We start from the raw sequence: 21,673 nt of genomic DNA on the forward strand, positions 1-21,673 counted from the left end.
AATATGCAAAGTAGAGGGGTATGATTAAAGTTACAAGTAAGAAAGCGCATTTTGACTGATTAGTGGCAAAATAAAAAAGCGGGCGGAAAACCGCTCGCTCGATGAAATGTACCTCCGGATATTGTCAGTATATGTATTTCTCCCTGATTTGAAATAAAACCCAAAACCCAAGTACCGCTCCGATCAACGCACCCAGGATACTGAGCTGGATCAGGTTACTCACTATTCCTATTAATAATGCATAATAAAGCAGGTTCCAGCCCGCGCGCTTCCTCGCCCGCAGCGGAGAAAACGACATCAGATACATGATCAGGGTGACAATCCCTAAGGCAATACTCAGGTAAAAGTTGAACCCAATGCCGGGAGCCACCGCGCCCATTCCAAGCGCCGCGCCGCTTACACCGAAAGCGACAAGCAAGCCGAAAACCGCGATGACGGATAGAACAAGAATGAAATAAGGACCGTACTGTACCAGAAACTCTTTAACAGATTCTGAGAAAGGGGGAAATTTGACAAGGAAGATAGGTTCCAGTTCTTTTTCCAGGGGTAGTTTTGATTCCATAGGGTAATATCTGAAATGGTTATTTAAACAACAGTGACTAAAACTAATCATATTATTCCCAAACCAACTGCCACATTCTGCAACCTACCGCTATTGTTTACTTAGCGGCGTAAAACCGGGATAAAGTACAGGAAACCGCTAATCAGTCTTCGGGATAAGGAACAAATACGAAACCGGAAAACTCGCCGATCAATGCAAAAAGGCAGCAGTATTCGTCGGGGTTTTTGAAGTTTTCGGTAAATAATGGCACCGACTCCTCCCCGATCAGTTTCCTGTCTACAAACTCCTGCATAAAGGAAGCGCGGTACGAAAAAACGTTCGATAGCTCCTGCGAATCGATCAGTAATGCGCCGAGCTCCACTTCATTATTGGTAACTGCAAAAATCGGATGTTCGGAAAATCCGCGTTTGCGGATCTGGTAAGAAGCCTCTTTAAGTTGATCGGCCACTTTAATAAAATCCTGAGATATATTCCCCATCAACTTCCGATTCAATTCCGGAGAATTGGCATCATCCATCAGGGAGTTTTCGTTACTGTTGTTGATCATTGTTGGTTAGCTGTTGGCCTTTAGCTGTTAGCTATCAGCCTTTTATTGTACATTAAATTCTATTCAATTAGTATTCCCCCAAAACCTAATAGCTAACAGCTAACAGCCAACAGCTAATAGCCAATAACTAACTACATCCTCGCTGCCAGCAGTAATGTCAGATCCTTGTACCTCATATTGAAGCTCCGGGCTATGTGGGAATTGGTCAGGGTGCCTTTGTGACAGTATACCCCCTTCATAAACCAACGGTTTGCATAAATCATTTCCTCAATCCCGCCTATTGTGCCGGTCTGGAGTAAAAATGGAAGAAAAACGTTGCTTAATGCATTGCTGGCAGTATGCGCCACGCGCGACGGAATATTCGGGACGCAATAGTGGATCACATCGTTATACCGGAAAATCGGGTTTTTGTGCGTGGTCATTCTGGAAGTTTCAAAAGATCCTCCCTGGTCAATGCTCACGTCGATAATCACCGAACCCGGCTTCATTTTCGACACCATTTCCTTGGTTACCACGAGCGGACTAAGTCCATTTTCGGCACGCATCGTGCCGATCACAACATCTGCCCTGGCAATCGCTTCAGCCAGAATATCCGAGTCAATAATAGAAGTGTAAAGATTTTGCCCGATCGCATATTTCAGTCTCTGGAGCCTGTATATATGTTTGTCAAAAACCTTGATATCTGCCCCGACACTGATCGCAGCGCGCGTCGCATATTCGGAAACGGTACCTGCGCCCAGGATCACAATCTTGGTCGGCGGCACGCCGGTAATACCACCCAGGATAATGCCTCTCCCGCCATTTGGAGTGGATAAATACTCCGCGGCGATCAACAGAACAGTACTTCCTGCGATCTCGCCCATTGCACGGATAATAGGCTTGCCACCCACTTTATCCTCAATAAGCTCGTAGCCTATTCCGGTTATTTTAAGTTCATTCAGTTTTTCAAAATATTTCTTTTCAAGAACCGGCAGATTCAAAACTGATATTAATGTAGTACCCGATTTTACATACCGGAATTCATCTTCTACCAGAGGCTCCACTTTAAGGATAACCTTCGCCTGGTACACTTCCTCGGGCGTTTGGACGATCTTGGCACCCGCTTCGCTGTATTCATGATCCGACAAATTAGCCCCTTTGCCCGCGTCCCGCTCCACCCACACTTCATGCCCGTTCCTGACCAGGATACCCACCGCGTCTGGCGTCAGCGCAATCCTGTTTTCCTGTAAAGAAACTTCCTTCGGCAAGCCGATATGCAATGAATTCTGATCCTTTTTAACAGCCATTAACGATTCCTGGGGATACAAAATCGACTGCTTGGCTAGCTCTTCAAAGCCGGTAATCTGTGGTTGCGCCATTGAATGAAGAAAGTGAATCTATATATAACCTTCTATGCCTTTAATACTTCTAATATTCTGGTGCCGCTTTCTTCTGCACGCAGGTTGAGATGCAGGTATCTGGCCGGCCAGAGCGACTCAATCTTTCCCGGCCACTCCACGAAGCAATAGGATCCGGAATCGAAATACTCTTCTACGCCCATATCCAGCGCTTCGGTTTCGTCTTTGATACGGTAAAAATCAAAATGATAAATCGTGTCCTTGCCCGCTGCATATTCATTTACAAGTGAAAAAGTCGGGCTTTGCACATGGGAAGTGACGCCCAGGTACCGGCAAAGTGCTTTGATCAAAGTGGTCTTTCCTGCGCCCATATGTCCGTCAAACAGCCAGACAGGAATATCCCTGCCCAATTTCATCAACTCGGAGGCTACTTGGTCCAGCTCGTCGAGGGTACTGAATTGGATCGTGACAGGCAGTTTGCTCATTTTACAAAAATACACATTTTGAAAGAACCGGGGCACATTCGGAAATGTGTTGTTGTGTTAAAACAAAAAAACCGGAGCCCCAAGGAGTCTCCGGTTTTTCAATATCTACGGTGCAGCTACACTTTCCACTCTTTCTGCATTGGTCTCCCCAAAAGCTGATCCGCCTCTTTATCTTTTATAAAATTTTCCTTAGCAGGATCCCATTTTAAGGAGCGACCCAGCTTGTAAGCGATGTTTCCGATATTGCAGACCGACGCAGTCCGATGCCCCACCTCCACGTCGCAGATCGGTGGCTTGCGGCTGCGGATTGCATTGATAAAGTCCTGATAGTGGCTGGTACTGACATACACATTGGAATCACCCTCTGCAAAAGTCTTGTCTTTCAGCGTTTCCGGCGTAGTTTTCAGCTCTCCTCTCGCCACGAATACCTCACCTTCCGATCCTACAAAATGACAATGCTGCTTTCCTTCCATCGGCCTATGGATCATTTCGGCGCCATTTGCATATTTAAATATCATTCCCTTCTGAGGGTCTGAGTAAATGAGCTCGACTGGTCCGCTGTTGTCCATATCTAATCCCCACTGCGCAATATCAAACATGTGCGCGCCCCAGTCGGTCATACCGCCGCCGCCGAATTCTTCATAATTCCGCCACGCTGGCCAAAATTTCGCATCCATTGCAGGCGCAAGCTGGTTATTATACGGGCGCTCGATGGTATTCGGCCCCATCCACATTTTCCAGTCAAGACCAGCCGGCACAGTTTCCGGTTGCAAATCCCAGACTTTTGGCGGCCCGCCTACATTAATATATACTTTCTCGATTTTGCCGATCGCCCCGCTTCTCACGAGCTGAACTGCTTTTGTAAATTCCGGCGCAGACCGCTGCATACTGCCTGTTTGAAATACGCGCTTGTTCTTGCGGGTCGCGTCCACCATTGCCCTACCCTCTCTGACGGTCAGCGACAGCGGTTTTTCACAATATATATCCTTACCCGCTTTTGCCGCCATTACTGACATCGACGCATGCCAGTGATCGGGCGAAGCGATTACGACCGCGTCAATATCCTTTTTGTTTAATATCTCCCTGAAATCAGCAAAACCCTGCATGGCATTATAATCCGCTTTCCCGGTTTTCTCTGCATAGCTTTTATTAGCCTGAGCCACAAACGTTTCCAATTTGACCGGGTACACATCCGAAGCCGCCACGACCTGCACATCGGGCAATGCCATGAAACGGTTCCTCAACCCGCCCGCCTGCCGGCCGCATCCGATGAATCCGAAAACGATCTTGTCGCTCGGAGCTGTAAAACCTTTTCCTAAAACGTGCCGCGGCACGATCATGAAAGACGAAATGACCGCGCCCGCCTTTAAGAAATCTCTCCGGTTTATACTTTCTGCATCCATATTTTTTAGTCGAAATGTCCTCATACCAAGTAAAATAAAGCTAAAAGTCAGTATTTCTACTGAAAAGCGCGTCTTTGTAAAGTGCCAGCAGTTTTATGTTGTTTTGTTAATCCAAAAAATCCATGATCCCATCTATTTCCCGCCGTGAATTTTTGATAAAAACGGCTGTTGCAGGTGCAGCAGCGCCATTGATACTGAATGAAACCATAGCCGCGCCACTGAGCCGGCCAGCGGAAAATCTTAAAATCAATATCTTCTCAAAACACCTGCAATTCCTGAATTTCCAGGATATGTCGGAAGTGGCGAAGGAAATCGGGTTTGATGGAATTGACCTCACTGTACGCCCGAAAGGTCACGTATTGCCTGAAAAAGTGGAAACCGACCTTCCGCTGGCTGTCGAAGCGATGAAAAAAGTGGGGTTTTCTCCATCGATGTTTTGCACAGCAGTAGAAGATGCGACCAACCCGATTGACAAAAAATTGCTGGAAACTGCGTCCAAACTGGGTTTTAAATACTACCGGATGAACTGGTACAAATACAACGAGCAGCAAAACATTCCGCAGCTTTTGGAACAATACCAGGGAAAAATGACGGGATTAGGGAAATTGAATGAGACGCTGAACCTCGTTGGATGCTACCAGAACCACGCAGGAAGGCTAGTAGGCGCGTCGATGTTTGAGATCTGGCAAATCCTTCAAAAAGCCAACCCCAAAACTATGGGCGCGCAATATGATATTCGGCACGCCACGCTCGAAGGCGGTTTATCCTGGCAAACCGGCTTTAATCTGATCAAACCAAGTATCAGGACGATTGTACTCAAAGATTTTATTTGGGAGAAAAACAATGGAAAATGGGGGCCGAAAAGTGTACCGCTAGGAGAAGGAATGGTAGATTTTAAAACCTACTTCAAATTACTGAAAGACAATCAGATAGATGTACCTATCTGCCTGCACCTCGAATATCCGCTCGGCGGCGCAGATCAGGGCGCATTCAATATTACGGTTGATAAAAAAGTCGTTTTTGACGCGATGAAAAGGGATCTTCAAAAAGCAAAAGACCTGTGGGCGGAGGCTTAGCCTGTGTTTTATCGTCACCAGCGTTACATTTGCATTCAGTCTAAAATAATTAAATACAACTATGTCTTCAAAAATCCTGAATGTCGGTTTAATTGGTTTCGGATTGTCGGGAAGGTATTTCCACGCCCCTTTCCTGAGTACCAATCCCGGCTTTAAAATCAAAACGGTTGTTGAAAGAACTAAAAACGATGCGCAGGCATTTGATCCCGAGATCGGTAATGCAAGATCCGTTGACGAGCTGCTGAGCGACGAATCAATTGACCTCGTTTTCATTTGCACTCCCAACGAAACCCACTTTCCCTACGCGATGGATGCGCTGGAAAACGGGAAGCATGTAGTAATAGAAAAACCGTTTGCAGCCACGGAAGAAGAAGCCCGGCAACTTTTTGCCAAGGCAGAAGAGAAAGGATTGGTATTGACCGCATACCAGAACAGACGCTGGGATTCTGATTTTTTGACACTTAAAAAACTACTTGCCGAAGGTAAACTCGGTGATATTGTCGAATACGAAAGCCGCTACGACCGGTTCCGTGAAGTGGTACCCACCGAATCCTGGAAAGAAAAGAAGGTTCCGGTGGGTGGTAACCTCTACAATCTCGGCCCGCATTTGATCGACCAGGCGCTGGTTTTGTTCGGCGAGCCCGAAACCGTTACCGCCGATGTGAGAGCAGTGCGCCCGAATAGCGAGATCGACGATTATTTTGACATCAGATTAGGCTACAAAGACAAACTGGTGATCGTCAAATCAAGTCTGATGGTCTATGAAAACAAGTTGCGTTACGTGCTCCACGGAACGAAAGGATCTTTTATAAAAGGTGGCCTGGATCCGCAGGAAGAGACTTTACGGAAAGATATTTTACCGGATACCCAACCCTGGGGCGTTGAACCCGAAGACCGCTGGGGTACATTGTATAGCGAGGGAGCATCTGCGATCATTGAAAGTGAGGCCGGAGATTATGCTTCATTTTACCAAAACGTTTACGACGCGATCGTTAACAATGCAGAGCTGGCCGTGAAACCGGAAGAAATTCTTCGCACAACGCGGGTAATCGATCTTGCGATTCAGAGCAGTGACGAGAAAAAGGTGCTCAATTACTGATAACAAGCATTAAACGAAAAAAGGCAGCCTCAAACCGGGCTGCCTTTTCAATAACTTGATCAACAAATCTTAATATTATTTTACTACCGCTGTAACCTGACGTTTGGTTTCAGTCGAGATAGAGAAAGGTTTTGTAGAAACTTCGCTTCCGTTGCTGATCACAAAGCTGTAAGATCCGTCAGCAAGGTTAGACAGGTCAAAAATTTTCGTGTAGCTTTCAGACTTAGGGATTGAAGTGCTGTAAACTGTTGTTCCACTGAAATCTTTGATAGATACCGTAGATCTTTCTTTAACGCCGTCTAATTTCAATTTGAATTTAAGCTCACCAGCAGCAACAACTTCAATAGATGCATTTGCTTCTTTTGCTTTGTCAGCAGCTACCGAAAAATTTGCAGTTGATACTCCCACCAAAACTGCGATTGCCAAAATTGTCTTTTTCATTTTTTTGAATGTTTAATGTGATAGTAAATTGTACTATTTATATTTTCAATGTTTTTACTCTACTCTGACTTTCAAAACTAATTCCGATTGCTCTTATTTTCTGTTTTGATGATTCAAAGGTACACTACAATGCTATCCAATGTCAACAGGCTGGTTTTGAGTTATTAAAAGTTCTTTTTGTAGTTATCTATAAACATTAGAATAATCCTATGATTATAACAAAAGTGCAACAAGTCGTTTGAAATTTGACAGATAGATTTAAATAGTACAATTCTTATTCGTTGTATTTTTTCTAGAAATAGAATAAACTTAAATCTTTATCAATGCCACGAATGCACGAATGCGCACGAATATTCGTGGACATTCGTGCATTCGTGGCAAAAACATTAAAGTAATTCCGCCAGCTATCCGTCTGTATATCCATATATCCAAAGTCTTGTCGCAGAAAAAGCCAAATATCATTCAAACCGTCACCGCGTACAGCAAGCAGCTGTTGGGTTTCATTCGTCAGCGGGTGAATACGGACGAGGATGCGGAGGATATTTTGCAGGATGTGTGGTACCAGCTGAGCAGTGTACCCGAGATCGAGGCGATTGAGCAGGTAGGAAGCTGGTTGTACCGCGTGGCGCGCAACCGGATCATTGATAAATACCGGAAACAAAAGCCCGATTTCCTGGAAGATTATGGTTACGAAGATGAAGACGGCGAGTTCAGCTTCAAGGAGATTCTGCTTGCAGACGATAACTCACCTGAAACCGCCTACCTGAAAGAGCTGTTTTGGGAGCAGTTTACCATTGCATTGGAAGAACTTCCCGAGAACCAGCGCCAGGTATTTGTCTGGAATGAGCTGGAAGACGAGACTTTTCAGCAAATCGCCGACCGTACAGGCGAAAATATCAAAACATTAATTTCCCGGAAAAGATATGCCGTCAAGCATTTGCGTGAGCGGCTCGAAACGGTTTACCGGGAGTTTGTAAATTATTAAATTTGTCAATCATGAACCAGCGAGGTATGAACCGGAGGCGACTTGCATTTTTCTTTCCCTTATTCGCGCTTCTTGCAGCACTCCTGCTCGGGGCGGTGGTGAGGTGGCTCTGGAATGCCATTTTGCCCGCGCTTTTGGACGTTAACTATATCACTTACTGGCAGGCGGTTGGTCTGCTGGTGCTTTGCCGCATTCTTTTCGGAAATTTCGGGCGGCCGGGCGGAGGCCCGCGCAACTGGGGAAACTGGAAAAATGGCAGCGCGGAAATGCCGGGCGGCGGGGCGCGGTTTGGCTATTGGCGAAACAAATGGAAGGAAATGACGCCGGAAGACAGAATCCGCTTCAAACAGGAAATGCGGCGGCGTTGCGGAAAGCCGCCAGAGAATATGTAAGTACAGCCCGGCCCGACAGCCGGGTTTTTTATTTCAAAAGTTTTAAAGTAAAAACCAGATCCCCACGTCAGCGACTGTATACACCAATTTGTATATCAATTCAAGTTTCAACTAAAATTAGCTGGCCATGTTCGTATCCGTTTTAAAAGTCATTTTATCAGGTATCCTCGCAGGTTTCCTACTTTTCGCGATCCCGTTTCTGCTTATTAAAGCACTCTTTCTCTTTCTGTTTATCGGGTTGATATTCCGTCTGGCCGGTCGGAGACGTCATTTTGGACAATGGCGCAGGTATGAGTATCCCCGGCAATTTCAGGAGAGTTACAGTCCGTATCCCGACAAGGAAACGCTGAGCGATCATTTTAATCAACAACCAAAACAAATCTAAACCATGAACAGACGAAGCAGAATATTACTCGGCGCCAGCGTCGCATTGCTCACGGCGGGCAGCCTGCATTTTGCATTGGGCGACCGTTTTCACCACCGCGCATTCGGGCGTTTCAATGCCGGTCGCTGTGACGGGCATTGGGGAAATAGAAATCAGGATCAAAAACAGGAAGCGCCGCTACCGGAGCCTGAGCGCCAATTTTAAATAAATCAGACACTTTAAAACAAACCAAAATATGTGTAACAGACATGGAAATCGCGGCTTTGGAATGCGCCACGATCAGTACAGCCGGTTTACAGGTGAGAATCGCGGGTATCGCGTTCCTGTGAATATTGTTAAAAATGAAGGCAGCTACGAACTGCACGTTTTTGCGCCCGACCGGGAAAAGGAGGATTTCAAGATCAATATCAAAGGACACGAACTAAGTATTGCGTATCAGCTGAAAGAAAATGCCAGCGAAAAGCGCAACTGGATCCGCCACGAATTTGGGAAAGCTTCCTTTGAGCGAACATTCCTGATCGACGAAACCGTAGACTCAGAAAATATTCGTGCAGAATATTTGGGCGGGATCCTGCAACTTACGCTCCCGATTATTCCGGGTTCTGAAAAGCCTGAGAAAGAAATCCGAGTGGGTTAATTATAAAGAGCCTCAATGCATTTCGCAAAGAGGCTTTTTAATGTGATGCCAATCAAATATCCTTTGAGATAATATTACCTCACTACCCGCTGCGCTCCTTTTGAATCCACGATAACCGCTTCTTTCACATAAGGCGGCAATGCAAGCGAGTGGGCCGATTGCGACAAAAACGAGGAACCAAAATTCAGCTCTTCTTTCCGGGTTTTTCCATTTTTAAGTTTCAAAATAGCGGAAATTTCGGATGCAGAAATCGGTACGATCCGGGAAGTCAGCATATTCTGATGGAAACGGATCGAATCGCGGTTCTGCGACGTGGCGGTGATCTGTCTTCCGTTTCCGGCATTCAAACGTACCAGTGCCTTTGCATTACCTTTCGTTAAATATCCGCTCTGAGCGTGGCTGAGAGGCTCAAATTGACCATTCCCTTTTCCTATCAATACCAATCCATAAAACGCATCGTAACGTCCGACAGACACTTCGGAACCATAATCGTTACCCGAAATCATCAGATCAAGATAACCGTCCTGGTCAAAATCGTCGGCTACCATACCGAAAATGGGTGCAAACTGTGCTCTCAGCGGCAGTTCGCGGATGATAAACTTTCCATTTCCCTGATTTTCAACGTAGCTGCTTTTCATCCAGTTAGCGGTTACGTGCAGCGCGTCCTTTAATTCTTCCGGTTTTAAAATATCGGAAAGTGAAGATTGTGCAAACTTGCTGTATTCCTGAAACCGCTGGCGAACCTGGATGATCTGCTTGCCAAGATCGTCACGGGTGTTGTATGGAAATTCCTTGTAGGTTTGGTCTTCGGCTTTGTAAAAAACGGTTGGTATCGCATCAAAGTAACCGTCATTGTTAAAGTCTTTGGCAAACATACTTACCGGTCGCGTTTCAGAAGCCCGGCTCAGTGAATTCAGCCCCAGGTTTCCGGCGATATAATCCATATCTCCGTCGTTGTCAAAGTCGCCGGCGACCAGACTTCCCCACCAGCCTTTCTTATTTTCCAGTCCAGAAATCACTTTCTTCAATTTACCTTTTTCGTTTTTGAGAAAAGTCAGGGGCATCCATTCACCCGCCACCAGTAAGTCAACCCAACCGTCATTGTCAAAATCTGTCCAGAGCGCGTCACATACCAGGCCCATATTCACCAGTTCGGGAGCTACTGCGGCGGTCGCATCTGAAAATTTCACAACATTATTCTTCGTATCATTCCTTAAAATATAGCTGGAAACGGGTTTTGGATACATGCCCGATTCAACCCGACCGCCTATGAACAGGTCAAGATCACCGTCCTTATCGAAGTCCACCGCCTTTACGCACGAACCATTTATCGAAAGCTGCGGCAAAGCCGGCGTGTCCAGCCTGAATTTCCCTTTTCCGTCATTGATATATAAAGTGCTCCGCAGGCCCGGCGAATCCCGGTTGAGCTCATAACTTCCGCTCACAATAAACAGATCCAGATCTTTGTCGTTGTCCGCGTCAAAAAGCAGCACGCCCATATCCTCGGTATCCTTCGATAATCCGTCCATTCCTGGCAGCAGGTCAGTCACTTTAAACTTGCCGCCCGGCTGCTGGATCAGAAAACGACCTTTGTGTTGCACGGCCCCACCGATAAAAATATCGTCCAGTCCATCACCATTCACGTCGCCCGCTGCGAGCGACGGGCCGAATTGGGATAACTTATGCGGGATCAGCTTTTGTACATTGAAATCGATCACGTCGTTTTCCTCGTGCACAAAAGGTACATTCAGCACGCTGGTAATGTCCTGAAACAGCGTTTTCCCAGTTGGCGCCCCGCCTGTTTCAGCGGGTGTTTTCGCATCTTTTTCATTTAATACCAAAACCCTATTGGCTGCGATATTCTTCAAAATCTGCGTATTGCCGCCCGGCCAGGTCACTTTCAGTTCGATGACGGTTTTAAATTTGCCTAACCCCAAATGCACAACCGGCTCGACAGTAGATAAATACCCGCGGTAAGGCGAATTTTCGGCTATTTGCTTCTGCCCATTTGCATAAGTGATCTCGACGATCGCACCAATACCTTTTTGATTATACCGGTCACCCTTGAAACCTACCCGCAAATAATTGCTTTCCCCCGCTTTGATCTGGATACTATTGTTTCGAAAAACAGCCGCAGAATCATTGATATTATTTACAACATAATCCAGATCGCCGTCATTGTCCAGATCCGCATAAGCGGCCCCATTGGAAAAGCCCGGCGTTTCAATCCCCCAGGCATCGGTCACGTCCTTGAAACCCAGGTTACCCTCATTCTTGAATGCAAAATTTTTCATTTTCACCGCCGGAATATAGTCCAGCATCATCATCGGCTCCATCACACTTGAAACTTCATTCCGGTAGGCGATGAAATCCAGGTCAGTAATGTCGCGCGGAAAACCATTGGTAATAATCATATCCCGCAAACCGTCATTATCGAAATCCGTCACCATCGGCGTCCAGCTCCAATCCGTTTCGGCAATGCCGCTCAGTAAACCTATCTCACTGAATACCGGGTCTTTGCTAGTCCCCGCCGCTCCCTGATTCAGTTGCAGCGTATTCCGCGCTACCTGATATTGGTAACCAAATAATTCGTTATTCTGGTAAGTGACGTAGCTATTCGCGGGCGTCATCATTTTCTTCCGCTTGTTGGTTGCAGGCATCATATCCACCGCGATCACATCCACGAGCCCGTCATTGTTAATGTCGGCAATATCGTTTCCCATCGCAGAATGGGATGTATGTTTGAAGTAAGTGGCCGCTTTGTCGGTAAATGTGCCGTCGCCGTTATTGATATATAGCAGATCGTTGGTCAAGTAGTCGTTGGTCACATAAATATCCTTCCAGCCGTCCTGATTCACGTCCGTTACATTAACTCCGAGTCCATAACCTTCGATCAGGATACCTGCTTCTTTGGAGACATTTGTAAAAACAGGGTGTTTCAAACCGGCATTCCAATCATTCCGATACAACCTGTCCGTCCGGCGCGACGAGCCGTCGACGATCTTTTTGTGGTATTTGTTGGGAAAGTTATTATCGTCCATTTCATTGACCAGCAGGAAAAGGTCAAGATCTCCGTCATTATCATAATCGAAGAAAGCGGAATTGGTGGTGTGTGTAGTGTCGGCAATGCCATATTCTTTTCCCATTTCTTTAAAAACGGGCACTTTGTTTTTATCCAGTCCCTGATTGACATAAAGCAGATTTTCCCGCTCACCAGCCACTTCCCTCACAGAGGCGCAAACGTAAATATCCAGCAGGTTATCGTTATTAATATCCACCAGTGCCACTCCGGTAGACCATTTATTTTTCGGTGCGACGCCCGCCTGTTTAGTAATATCTTCAAATTTAAAATCCCCCTTATTGAGGTAAAGGCGGTTTTCAACGGTATTCCCGGTGAAGTATACGTCGGTCAGGCTATCATTATTAAAATCTCCCAAAGCTACGCCGCCGCCATTATACACATACTCAAAAGCAAGTATGTTCATTGTATCATTTTCGGCGATGCGGTTAGCAAATGAAATGCCGGTCTCATCAGGGTCGAGCTGGGTAAACGTTTTGACCTCTTTTTTGCAAGCGAACAGAAGGAATGAAAAGAGGATTGCCAGGAGGAAATGTTTCACGGACATTAAGCGAGGTAAAAATTGTTGCAAGGGATTACTCGAAATTAATAAAGGAGATGGCAAATGAATACCATCTCCTTTAATTTATAAACTAATTACTGCTAGTAGCCGGGATTCTGGATAAGAACATCCTTCCCGACCAAATCTATCTGTTCCTGCGGCAATGGAAGATACTCGTTTTTGTTAGGAGTAAATTTCGCACCGCCGAGCGCGCCGCTCAACTTTTTACCTTCATAAGTAAGATAAGCATTGATTTCGGTTGCAGCAGTTCCCCAGCGAACCAGGTCGAAAAAGCGGTGGCCTTCGCCTGAAAGCTCCAACTTACGTTCAAACCGCACTGCCTTACGCGCCTCGTCCTTAGAAGCCCAAGGCGTTTTGTAAAGCCCGATCACGTAGTTTGCAGCGTTTAATGTATCTATTTTCACAAAGCTTGAAGGAAGTGATGCTCTTTCACGAACGGTATTGGTATACTCGCGCGCTTTTTCAAGTGATCCAGCCTCGATCTCAGCTTCTGCCGCCATTAACAGCACATCAGCAAAACGGATGATATTCACGTTGATCGCTGTATAACCTGGTGTCCATGAGCTGTTGTCTTGCAAGGAACCTACATCTGCTTTGTAATACGCATATTTTTTAGGCGAATAAGGTCCGGCATTAGCCTGGTTACGAATCCAGTCAGCACCCGGGTGTTTGATCCAGTCCAGGTAAGGAATACCGCGGCGACCTACTGAATGGTCCAAACGTGGGTCAAGGCGACCAGCGTCTGGCACGAATGTAGCATTGCTTTTGATACCCATATCAGATTTCACTTCATTCGCTCCCACGTTGTAAGAACCGTCCAGCAATGGAAGCCCGTTCGCATCGGTACGGAATGAGTTAACCAGCTCGAAACTTGGAGAGAAGAAACTGCAGCAGTTTCCCGGACCATTCGGGCCTGTGTTATAAGGCCAGTTTAAGTCGAAATCAGGGTTCGCATTGTTAACACTTCCCGTATTCGCAGCAGCCTGGATCGCAAAAACAGACTCCGGACTATTATCGTTTGAAGCTTTAAATGCATCCTGAAAACGAGGAACCAGCGCATATTTCTTTCCGTTGGTCGTTTTTCCACTAGCCATGATCAGGTCGTAAAGTGCTTTTGCCTCGGCAAATTTTTTCTGATACATATACACTTTCGCGAGATATGCAGCAGCACCCCATTTATTGATCCTTCCCGCAGCAGTCTGTGTTTCAGGCAGGTTCTCGTAAGCAAATTTCATATCCGCTTCGATCATCGGCCACAGTTCAGATGTATTTGAAACCTTCTCAATTCCGGTTCCATAATCCATCGTTTCATCTACATAAGGCGTATTATTGAAACCGCGTTTGAGTTCGAAGTAATAGTGGCCGCGCAAAAATCTTGCTTCGCCGCCAATTCTCTTCTTATCCTCCTCCGTAACGTCGGCCTGCGCAATACCCAACAATTTCATAACCAGGTTTGCACGGGCTACACCTTCATAGTTACCCTTCCACTTGTCAACAATAACACCCTGCGTCGTCTGATATTCAAAACGCTGGATCGGGTTGATATCACTGAAATCGCCTGGGTCAGTTCCTTTGTTTGCGTCGCCGCCGCGGATACTTCCCCACACCCAGTTACTTGCGCTCGCCATCCTGTTTGCACGGCCGTTCAACTGTCCGTACACGGAAACAAGCACTCCTTCTATTCCCTTTTTGGTAGACAACTGGCCCTCATCAAGCTGACCGGTAGCTGGTATTTCCAAAAAGCTTTCTTTGCAGGAATAGCCAATCAGCATCACTAGCGCCAACAGAACTATACCTCCCTTTGATTTTAATTTTTCCATATTTTCAGAAATGTTATTCATGTGTCTAAACTGGTCTGAATCTGCTTTCACTGTTTCTTAAAAGCCTAAATTGATTCCAACTGTATAGCTTCTTGTAATCGGATAGTTACCAAGGTCAATACCGAAGTTGGTATCTGCACTTCCGCCTACACCTGGATCAAGTCCCTGATATTTGGTCACTGTGAACAGGTTATTGGTCGAAGCGAAAATCCTAACTTTTTGCATGCGGATCTTGCTCAGGAGGTTACCTGGCAGCGTATAGCCGAGTGTCACGTTCTGCATTCTGAAGAAAGTACCGTCCTCTACATAAAATGAGTTCGACTGGGTGTTGGTACTGAAATTAGAAGTGCTTTCGAAGATCGGCGTTTCAGTATTGGTACGGTCTGGCAACCATGAATCTTTCACACGTGAGCTAACAGCCGCTCCTGTAAATGAAGGATAGAAATCAGTAAACCATTTCGATACGTTGAAAATCTTGTTACCAACCGAAGTGTACATGTAGGTTTCAAGATCGAAACCTTTGAATGTAAACCGCAGATTGATACCGCCCGTAAATTTAGGAACCGGGCTGCCAAGATAAGTACGGTCGTCAGCATTGATCGCACCGTCGCCATTGATATCTTCATAACGGAAACGGCCCGGAGCTGCACCTTCCTGAGTTGCGGCAGCATCTACCTCAGCTCTATCCTTGAACAGACCAACCACATTGTAACCGTAGAAAGAAGAAATCGCATATCCGATCTGGTTTCTGATCGGCTTAATGCCGCGGAAATCCGGGTTAACCGTCAGATAGTCAATTCCAGGAGCCAGGGATTCAATGTTGTTTTTAAGAATACCAGCCGTGAAATTCACTTCGTAACCAAGGTCATTTGTAATGCGGCCACGTGTAATGATCTGCAAGTCAATACCTTTGTTAGACATTTTACCCACATTCACAGAAGGAACAGCGGCATCATACCCGGCAGTGGCAGTTACCGGAACCTGGAATAACAGGTCTTTGGTATCTTTTTGCCAGAAATCGAGGATAATGTCCAGCTTGCCTTTCAGCAAAGTCGCGTCGATACCGATATTCTTGGTGATACTGGTTTCCCATTTCGCATCCTTGTTTCCGATACGGGTCCGGTAATATCCTTCCAGCGCGCTGGAGTTGGTACCATTCAAATCGTAGGAAGATTGCCCAAGGCTCGCACCGTAAAGGCTGTACTGATTGTTTGGATCCACGTTATTCGAGTTACCCATCAAACCATATCCACCCCTAACTTTCAGCTCGGTAACGAAAGGAACGCTTTTCATGAAGTTCTCAGAAGATACTCTCCACGCTGCCGAAAATGCAGGGAATACACCAAAGCGGCTGTTAGATCCAAATCTGGAAGATCCGTCACGGCGAACAACCCCTGTCAGGATATACTTATCGTTGAACGTATAGTTAGCTCTTGCAAAAAGGGAATAGAAATTAACCCCTTTATAGAAATCGCTGCCTACGATCCTCGACCCTACATTGTTCATATTAATGTAGTTGATATCCGTGGAAAAAGGATTCAAACCAGATGAATTCTGATTTTTACCAACTCCGCTGTTCAACGCTTCCTGACCTAACAAAACCTCTACATTGTGCAGTCCAAGCTGCTTTTTGAAGTTAAGTGTATTTGTGAAAGTCCAGGAAAAGCGGTGTCCGGATCCTTCGTTGTAGCCGAATGCGGAGTTGTTCTCAGAGTTTTCGTATTGTAACCTGTTAAATCCGCGGTTGGCGTAATTGCTGTATTGTCCGCCAATGCTGGACCTCAATGTCAATCCCGGGATCACATCCAGTTCTGCATAGAAGTTACCGAAACCATTTCCTGCGAATGCATTATTGTCTTTCAGACCGTCACGGCTCGCAACCGGGTTTCTCGGGTTGTTAAAACCTTTTGCAGCAGTACCTGCATATCCGCCAAATTCGTCGTAAACAGGAATAATGGAAGGCATACGGAATGCAGAAAGAATGTCATTTTCTTCCGAAGCAACTCCTCTACCGCCACTTCCACCGTTCAAGCCAAGTACCTGCAAGTAAGTAAACTGTGCATTCTGACCGAACCGTAAGTTTTTCAACACATCGAATTCGGAGTTGATACGGAAAGCGTAACGTTTGAAGCTGTTATTTTCCAGGATACCTTTTTGATCCTGAATACTAAAACCTGCATAAACGCGGCTGTTGTCGCCACCACCTGAAAAACCAAGCGTGTGACGTTGAAGCGGCGCGTTGCGGGTGATCGCATCGTACCAGTCAGTACCTTGCTTATTTGCCTTAACTACCTGGTAGATAGTACCTGCCGCTGGATTTACGTTGTATTTCTTTCTTTCAGCTTCCAGGTCCAAAGTACCACGTACGCCGGTCGCGCCGCCTACGTTAATATAGTCTGGCAATACCGGGGTATCTCCCGAACCGTACTGGCCGCTCGCTACATTGTTAAATTTCGGAAGTGAATCACCTTGAAATGCATCATTTCTGATCGCCTGCCAAGTCCAGTCAGCCTGTTCCTGCGGGTTAAGCATTGGCTGGCCTTTTCCAGGAGTTGTGATACCAAAAAGTCCATCGTAAGTGACAGATAATTTTTTCGCTTTCTTGGTTCCTTTTTTGGTAGTGTAAACAATTACACCGTTCGCAGCACGGGCTCCGTAAATGGAGGCAGCAGCAGCGTCTTTCAACACAGTGGTCGACTCGATGTCGTCCGGGTTAAGAAAATCTGTGGAACCTGTCGGGACTCCATCAACTACATACAAAGGCTCATTACCCCCGAAAGCACCAAAACCACGCACACGGATCTGGCTGGTCGTACCAGGCTGTCCGTTTGTGATTACGGTAACCCCGGCCACACGACCCTGAAGCTGCTGTTCCACGTTACCCGAAGGCGACGCGGTCAAATCTTTCGATTTAACGGTTGAAACCGCCCCTGTTGTTTCACGACGGCTGTCAACAGAGTAACCTGTTACGATCACCTCTTCCAGTGCTGAAACGTCGTCACTCATTTTAATGTCCAGTGTTGTCTGATTTCCAACCTGTACTTCCATAGTCTTGTACCCTACGAAGCTGATGATCAGCGTGGCATTTGACGAGGCGACGTTCATCGAGAATTCACCGTCTGCATTTGTGTTGGTGCCGCTCTGTGTACCTTTGACGACTACGGTTGCGCCGGGTATGCCAACCCCTGCGACATCTGTGACTTTACCGGTAACTTTTCGATCTTGTGCAACTGCAAGTGTTGCAAAACTTAGCATGAAGCAGAATAAGACACCCCATGCGGAGCTCTTGTAGATTCTTTTCATAGTTTCCTTTTAGGTTAATAATTTATTAAGCAATCAAATCTATCATTATTCGGACAAATTATTGACCCATTTTCATTGATATTTTTATTTTGATATATAATAGTATTAGAAACGGATAAAATAGTGTTAGTTCAGCCGATTTTGGACCAGTTCAAGACGCTCTTTCTTTCCTATCTTCACAAAAATCATTGTACGATATTGATATAAAAAGTTATGACGCTTTTTACCCTGAATACAAGATGTTACCGATCCGCTGTTAATCTGAAAATCGCTTTGGGCTGTCTGATAATGGTGATTTCACTTATTTCCTGCGGGCCTGGCAAAGACGAAACATTGCTGGCTGAGGGGCAGCAACTTGCTACTAAATATTGCGGAAATTGTCATCTCACACCCGGACCTGAGCTGCTTGACAAAATTACCTGGCGGGAAAATGTTCTTCCGGCGATGGCGGAGCGGCTGGGCATCGAGGTTTTGGAAGGAAATATGTACCTCCACAGCCAGCAATCGACCATTTCCTCGCCCGATTGGCAAAAGCTCCTGAAATATTACGAAACCCTGGCTCCCGATTCCCTTACCAAACCCGGACAAAAAGCACCGAATGCACTACAAAACGAGCTTTTCGAATTGGTAAAACCAGCGGAAGATTCTGTGACAGCTAGTACGATGGTCGTTAAATTCGATACTACGGTAAATGAATTACTTGTTGGCCCAGCCATTGAGCCAGCACTTTATAGTTATAATCAGAAATTGCAGAAGACCTTCCTGGAAAAGTTGCTTTCGCCGCCTGTCAACATCAGTTTTTCAGTCGAAAAGGGCGGAAAATACATTGTAACAGCAATGGGCGGAATGCGAGCACTCGACGAAACCAGGGGCCAGATTTCACTGATAGGCAAAGACAAGCAAGCCGGAATAGTTCAAATATCCAGAGAACTGATCCGCCCTATTGAAACGACACCAATAGATTTTAACAAAGACAACCTCACCGATTATCTGGTGTGTGCATTTGGCCATAACCTGGGCGGATTGTATTTACTCAAACAATTACCTGATCACACGTTTCAGAAAGTGGTCGTCAAAGAAGTACCCGGCGCAACGCATACCACTATACGCGACTTCAACAGTGACGGCTGGCCGGATATTATGGCACTCTTTGCTCACGGCGACGAGGGAATATGGGTGTTTTTAAATAACAAAAAAGGCGGATTCGAAGAACGTAATATCCTTCGGTTTCCGCCGGTTTACGGATCCAGCAGCTTTCAATTGATAGATATGAATGCCGACGGACACGAAGATATTCTATACACAGCAGGCGATAACAGCGATTATTCGAGGATTTTGAAACCTTACCACGGAGTTTATGTCTACACCAATACCGGGAATCTGACTTTCAAACAAACATTTTTCTACCCGATCAACGGTTGCACCAAAGCTGTTGCCGCCGACTTCGACCAAGACGGAAAAGTGGATATTGCCACCATCGCATTCTTCGCCGATCTTAAAAATAAACCTTACGAGAAATTCCTTTACTTTAAAAGTGATCCGTCAAAACCACTGAACTTTACGCCATTTATTGCGTTGCCGGACAAAATGGGCCGGTGGATTTGTATGGACGCAGGTGACTGGGACGGAGATGGGGATATGGATATTGCATTAGGAAATTTTTCCAGAGGTTTCCTGAACCAGGAGCGCGTACAGCCAGACTGGAATGTGAAAATGCCTTTTGTGATCCTCCAAAATAATACGATCATTAAACCGAAGTAGCTAATCTTCCCGTTTCCAATCGGCTGGAAGCAGGTTCGCAAATCGATCCTTACCTAGCTCGCCCGAGATCTGATAGCCCATCGGCATGACCACCCAACCCTGCGGCGTCACCACCATATACCCGCTCGGAAAGCTGATTTGCGTGTAAGAATAGCCCATATCCGAATACGGCGAACGTCCTTTTTTCTGCATATTAAATATTTCAAGCCGGGTACCCGACACGATCAGCCGCTCCGTTTCCAGCTCGCCGGGTTGTACCAGCCGCATTCCTCTCACTTGCTCAATGCGCGTGTGCAGATGATTCTTGATCGTGTTATACCCATTCTGACTTCTTACATTCTTGAAAATGCGGAGCGAGTCAGGGATCTCCTGGAAAACCTTGAAGCCATGCTCCTGCAAGCTATCCGAAACCATACTCGCAATCAAATGTTTCAGCGAACCCTGGTAAGCAGCTTTCTGATTGGCGCGCCACAGCTTTTTCTGCGCATTATCTTTTGGCACAAGTAATTCAAATCTGGTGCTGCCGCCGTAATAAAGCGTGGAAGCGAAATAGTCGAAATCGTCGAGGTCCTGGTGAATGCGGTAACCGAGTGCATGGTTTTCGATGATCAGCGGGCTCTTGGTCTGTGCCGTCAAATGCCCGTCATCGTCCATTGAAATGCGCAATACCTCCGGATTAATCAGCTTGCATTGCTTACTGAACTGGTTGGTACCCAGGAGCTCACGTGTCACAATTTTGAGGTACCGCTCACGTTTTTTATCTTTTTTAGCGAAAATAGTAACCCCTTGCAGCTCCATTCCTTCCTTCAATTTGAACAGTACCGTTTTGGTACCCGGCTGTTCAAAACGCAGCGTTTGCTTGATCGTTTCATAGCCAAGAAACGAAACCGCCATTTCCAGATTACCGATTGTCAGATTAGCCAGTTTGTAGTTTCCGTTTTCGTCGGCATTGGTTCCTATGGAAGAATTATTGATAAAAACGTTGGCAAATGGCAGCGGCTTGCCCGTTTTTTCATCTGTAACCTTCCCAACCAGCGTAACTGTACCCGTTTGCGCAGTCGCATGAAATGTGATCAGCAGCAGTAACAGGCAGGGTAAACCAAACCTTTTCCACACATTCAAATATTCAACACAGAAGATCAGCCGCATTTATAGTTTTATTCTTTTGGTCAAATATAAAGTGAAGCACTCAAAGATCGGCTTCAAATCATACTGCTTTCTAATTTGAACAGCAACAAAACCGCCTGCGCTTACCCGACAAGTCAGTTACGCGCAGGCGGCATGCAATCGAAATATTAAGGATTTGTTTTCAAGGTTACGTTCCGCTGTGAAGAAGGCAGGTTATTCTCGGCAATCACTTCGGCAAAGAGTACCACACTTGCATTTCGGGTCAAAGGCGCTTTTACCGGCACTGTTATCACATAATTACGTAATTCAGCGTCGTACTTCTGAGTACCGGCCGGCAGCGTCGTCACGAGTGTCTGCGCGCCGGTTGTAGTCGGAGCAGAATAGATCCTGAACTCTTTCACCGCTATTTCAGAGGTATATTCGATATTGACATTCACAGTAGTCGCAGAGTCCACCGTAATCCCAGGCTGCAAGACGCCCGCCGCAGAATAAACCTTGGTATCACCCAGCCAGAGCACCGCGATCTGTGCTACTTTCCCGTTGCTGGTCAGCAGATCGTCAAATAAGTCCGGCTCTTCGTAACAGCCGGTGAGCAGGAATATACTTGCAAACGATAGCAAGATGAATTTTATATTTTTAGTCATGACAGTCAATTTTTGATAAAACATTGA

Annotated in this window: 19 protein-coding genes; 8 read left to right on the plus strand and 11 right to left on the minus strand. The window is 46.0% G+C overall.

Annotated features, from left to right (window positions below; translation table 11 throughout):
* Positions 1-124: 124 nt before the first annotated feature.
* The 5 genes from KOD92_RS11195 to KOD92_RS11215 form a co-directional block, all read right to left on the minus strand.
* On the minus strand, positions 125-562 hold the full coding sequence (locus tag KOD92_RS11195) for a hypothetical protein (protein ID WP_215233663.1): 438 nt from the start codon (positions 560-562) through the stop codon (positions 125-127).
* Between the two features lie 142 nt (positions 563-704).
* The gene (locus tag KOD92_RS11200; protein WP_215233664.1) at positions 705-1,109 is read right to left on the minus strand and encodes a hypothetical protein; all 405 of its coding nucleotides are present in this window, start codon (positions 1,107-1,109) and stop codon (positions 705-707) included.
* Positions 1,110-1,240: 131 nt separating this feature from the next.
* Positions 1,241-2,467: an alanine dehydrogenase gene (locus KOD92_RS11205; protein ID WP_215233665.1), complete on the minus strand. Its 1,227-nt coding sequence runs from the start codon at positions 2,465-2,467 to the stop codon at positions 1,241-1,243.
* A gap of 32 nt (positions 2,468-2,499) precedes the next feature.
* Positions 2,500-2,931 (minus strand): tRNA (adenosine(37)-N6)-threonylcarbamoyltransferase complex ATPase subunit type 1 TsaE, encoded by a 432-nt coding sequence (gene tsaE / locus KOD92_RS11210; protein WP_215233666.1) that lies wholly within the window; start codon positions 2,929-2,931, stop codon positions 2,500-2,502.
* Positions 2,932-3,047: 116 nt separating this feature from the next.
* Positions 3,048-4,334: a Gfo/Idh/MocA family protein gene (locus KOD92_RS11215; protein WP_215233667.1), complete on the minus strand. Its 1,287-nt coding sequence runs from the start codon at positions 4,332-4,334 to the stop codon at positions 3,048-3,050.
* 122 nt (positions 4,335-4,456) lie between these two features.
* Here KOD92_RS11215 and KOD92_RS11220 point away from each other — a divergent pair, with 122 nt between their 5' ends.
* Together KOD92_RS11220 and KOD92_RS11225 are read left to right on the plus strand one after the other, a co-directional pair.
* Positions 4,457-5,410, plus strand: coding sequence for a sugar phosphate isomerase/epimerase family protein (locus tag KOD92_RS11220; protein WP_215233668.1), 954 nt, complete (start codon positions 4,457-4,459; stop codon positions 5,408-5,410).
* Positions 5,411-5,471: 61 nt separating this feature from the next.
* Positions 5,472-6,509 carry a Gfo/Idh/MocA family oxidoreductase gene (locus KOD92_RS11225; protein WP_215233669.1) on the plus strand — a complete coding sequence of 346 codons (1,038 nt, stop codon included), beginning with the start codon at positions 5,472-5,474 and terminating at the stop codon, positions 6,507-6,509.
* Positions 6,510-6,584: 75 nt separating this feature from the next.
* Here KOD92_RS11225 and KOD92_RS11230 read toward each other — a convergent pair whose 3' ends face one another.
* The gene (locus tag KOD92_RS11230) at positions 6,585-6,950 is read right to left on the minus strand and encodes a hypothetical protein (RefSeq protein ID WP_215233670.1); all 366 of its coding nucleotides are present in this window, start codon (positions 6,948-6,950) and stop codon (positions 6,585-6,587) included.
* A 436-nt stretch (positions 6,951-7,386) separates the two neighbouring features.
* On the opposite strand from KOD92_RS11230, the gene KOD92_RS11235 reads away from it, so the two are divergent.
* From KOD92_RS11235 to KOD92_RS11255, 5 genes are all read left to right on the plus strand, one after another.
* Positions 7,387-7,935: an RNA polymerase sigma factor gene (locus KOD92_RS11235; protein ID WP_215234290.1), complete on the plus strand. Its 549-nt coding sequence runs from the start codon at positions 7,387-7,389 to the stop codon at positions 7,933-7,935.
* A gap of 11 nt (positions 7,936-7,946) precedes the next feature.
* Entirely contained in the window at positions 7,947-8,327 is a 381-nt protein-coding gene (locus KOD92_RS11240; RefSeq protein WP_229254635.1) for a hypothetical protein, read from the plus strand.
* A gap of 127 nt (positions 8,328-8,454) precedes the next feature.
* Positions 8,455-8,712, plus strand: coding sequence for a hypothetical protein (locus KOD92_RS11245; protein ID WP_215233671.1), 258 nt, complete (start codon positions 8,455-8,457; stop codon positions 8,710-8,712).
* Between the two features lie 3 nt (positions 8,713-8,715).
* Entirely contained in the window at positions 8,716-8,916 is a 201-nt protein-coding gene (locus KOD92_RS11250; protein WP_215233672.1) for a hypothetical protein, read from the plus strand.
* Between the two features lie 31 nt (positions 8,917-8,947).
* On the plus strand, positions 8,948-9,349 hold the full coding sequence (locus tag KOD92_RS11255) for an Hsp20/alpha crystallin family protein (RefSeq protein WP_215233673.1): 402 nt from the start codon (positions 8,948-8,950) through the stop codon (positions 9,347-9,349).
* Positions 9,350-9,423: 74 nt separating this feature from the next.
* Here KOD92_RS11255 and KOD92_RS11260 read toward each other — a convergent pair whose 3' ends face one another.
* From KOD92_RS11260 to KOD92_RS11270, 3 genes are all read right to left on the minus strand, one after another.
* The gene (locus KOD92_RS11260) at positions 9,424-12,975 is read right to left on the minus strand and encodes a VCBS repeat-containing protein (RefSeq protein ID WP_215233674.1); all 3,552 of its coding nucleotides are present in this window, start codon (positions 12,973-12,975) and stop codon (positions 9,424-9,426) included.
* Between the two features lie 95 nt (positions 12,976-13,070).
* Positions 13,071-14,810: a RagB/SusD family nutrient uptake outer membrane protein gene (locus KOD92_RS11265; RefSeq protein WP_215233675.1), complete on the minus strand. Its 1,740-nt coding sequence runs from the start codon at positions 14,808-14,810 to the stop codon at positions 13,071-13,073.
* A 57-nt stretch (positions 14,811-14,867) separates the two neighbouring features.
* Positions 14,868-18,113 carry a SusC/RagA family TonB-linked outer membrane protein gene (locus KOD92_RS11270; protein ID WP_215233676.1) on the minus strand — a complete coding sequence of 1,082 codons (3,246 nt, stop codon included), beginning with the start codon at positions 18,111-18,113 and terminating at the stop codon, positions 14,868-14,870.
* A 213-nt stretch (positions 18,114-18,326) separates the two neighbouring features.
* Between KOD92_RS11270 and KOD92_RS11275 the strand changes: the two genes are divergently transcribed.
* Complete coding sequence (locus KOD92_RS11275; RefSeq protein WP_215233677.1) at positions 18,327-19,874, plus strand: FG-GAP repeat domain-containing protein; 1,548 nt, start codon at positions 18,327-18,329, stop codon at positions 19,872-19,874.
* On the opposite strand, the gene KOD92_RS11280 is transcribed toward KOD92_RS11275, so the two are convergent.
* The gene (locus tag KOD92_RS11280; protein WP_215233678.1) at positions 19,875-21,023 is read right to left on the minus strand and encodes a carboxypeptidase-like regulatory domain-containing protein; all 1,149 of its coding nucleotides are present in this window, start codon (positions 21,021-21,023) and stop codon (positions 19,875-19,877) included. It lies immediately after the preceding gene.
* A 146-nt stretch (positions 21,024-21,169) separates the two neighbouring features.
* Positions 21,170-21,646, minus strand: coding sequence for a hypothetical protein (locus KOD92_RS11285; RefSeq protein ID WP_215233679.1), 477 nt, complete (start codon positions 21,644-21,646; stop codon positions 21,170-21,172).
* Positions 21,647-21,673: the final 27 nt, after the last annotated feature.

The sequence above is a fragment of the Dyadobacter linearis genome (genome assembly GCF_907165045.1).
Taxonomy (GTDB): domain Bacteria; phylum Bacteroidota; class Bacteroidia; order Cytophagales; family Spirosomataceae; genus Dyadobacter; species Dyadobacter linearis.

What these genes read in the sequence shown, in the direction of transcription:
- KOD92_RS11195 (WP_215233663.1), bottom strand. Translation starts at nt 562, where the DNA reads ATGGAATCAAAACTACCCCTGGAAAAAGAACTGGAACCTATCTTCCTT.
- KOD92_RS11200 (WP_215233664.1), bottom strand. Translation starts at nt 1,109, where the DNA reads ATGATCAACAACAGTAACGAAAACTCCCTGATGGATGATGCCAATTCT.
- KOD92_RS11205 (WP_215233665.1), bottom strand. Translation starts at nt 2,467, where the DNA reads ATGGCGCAACCACAGATTACCGGCTTTGAAGAGCTAGCCAAGCAGTCG.
- tsaE (WP_215233666.1), bottom strand. Translation starts at nt 2,931, where the DNA reads ATGAGCAAACTGCCTGTCACGATCCAATTCAGTACCCTCGACGAGCTG.
- KOD92_RS11215 (WP_215233667.1), bottom strand. Translation starts at nt 4,334, where the DNA reads ATGGATGCAGAAAGTATAAACCGGAGAGATTTCTTAAAGGCGGGCGCG.
- KOD92_RS11220 (WP_215233668.1), top strand. Translation starts at nt 4,457, where the DNA reads ATGATCCCATCTATTTCCCGCCGTGAATTTTTGATAAAAACGGCTGTT.
- KOD92_RS11225 (WP_215233669.1), top strand. Translation starts at nt 5,472, where the DNA reads ATGTCTTCAAAAATCCTGAATGTCGGTTTAATTGGTTTCGGATTGTCG.
- KOD92_RS11230 (WP_215233670.1), bottom strand. Translation starts at nt 6,950, where the DNA reads ATGAAAAAGACAATTTTGGCAATCGCAGTTTTGGTGGGAGTATCAACT.
- KOD92_RS11240 (WP_229254635.1), top strand. Translation starts at nt 7,947, where the DNA reads ATGAACCAGCGAGGTATGAACCGGAGGCGACTTGCATTTTTCTTTCCC.
- KOD92_RS11245 (WP_215233671.1), top strand. Translation starts at nt 8,455, where the DNA reads ATGTTCGTATCCGTTTTAAAAGTCATTTTATCAGGTATCCTCGCAGGT.
- KOD92_RS11250 (WP_215233672.1), top strand. Translation starts at nt 8,716, where the DNA reads ATGAACAGACGAAGCAGAATATTACTCGGCGCCAGCGTCGCATTGCTC.
- KOD92_RS11255 (WP_215233673.1), top strand. Translation starts at nt 8,948, where the DNA reads ATGTGTAACAGACATGGAAATCGCGGCTTTGGAATGCGCCACGATCAG.
- KOD92_RS11260 (WP_215233674.1), bottom strand. Translation starts at nt 12,975, where the DNA reads ATGTCCGTGAAACATTTCCTCCTGGCAATCCTCTTTTCATTCCTTCTG.
- KOD92_RS11265 (WP_215233675.1), bottom strand. Translation starts at nt 14,810, where the DNA reads ATGGAAAAATTAAAATCAAAGGGAGGTATAGTTCTGTTGGCGCTAGTG.
- KOD92_RS11270 (WP_215233676.1), bottom strand. Translation starts at nt 18,113, where the DNA reads ATGAAAAGAATCTACAAGAGCTCCGCATGGGGTGTCTTATTCTGCTTC.
- KOD92_RS11275 (WP_215233677.1), top strand. Translation starts at nt 18,327, where the DNA reads ATGACGCTTTTTACCCTGAATACAAGATGTTACCGATCCGCTGTTAAT.
- KOD92_RS11280 (WP_215233678.1), bottom strand. Translation starts at nt 21,023, where the DNA reads ATGCGGCTGATCTTCTGTGTTGAATATTTGAATGTGTGGAAAAGGTTT.
- KOD92_RS11285 (WP_215233679.1), bottom strand. Translation starts at nt 21,646, where the DNA reads ATGACTAAAAATATAAAATTCATCTTGCTATCGTTTGCAAGTATATTC.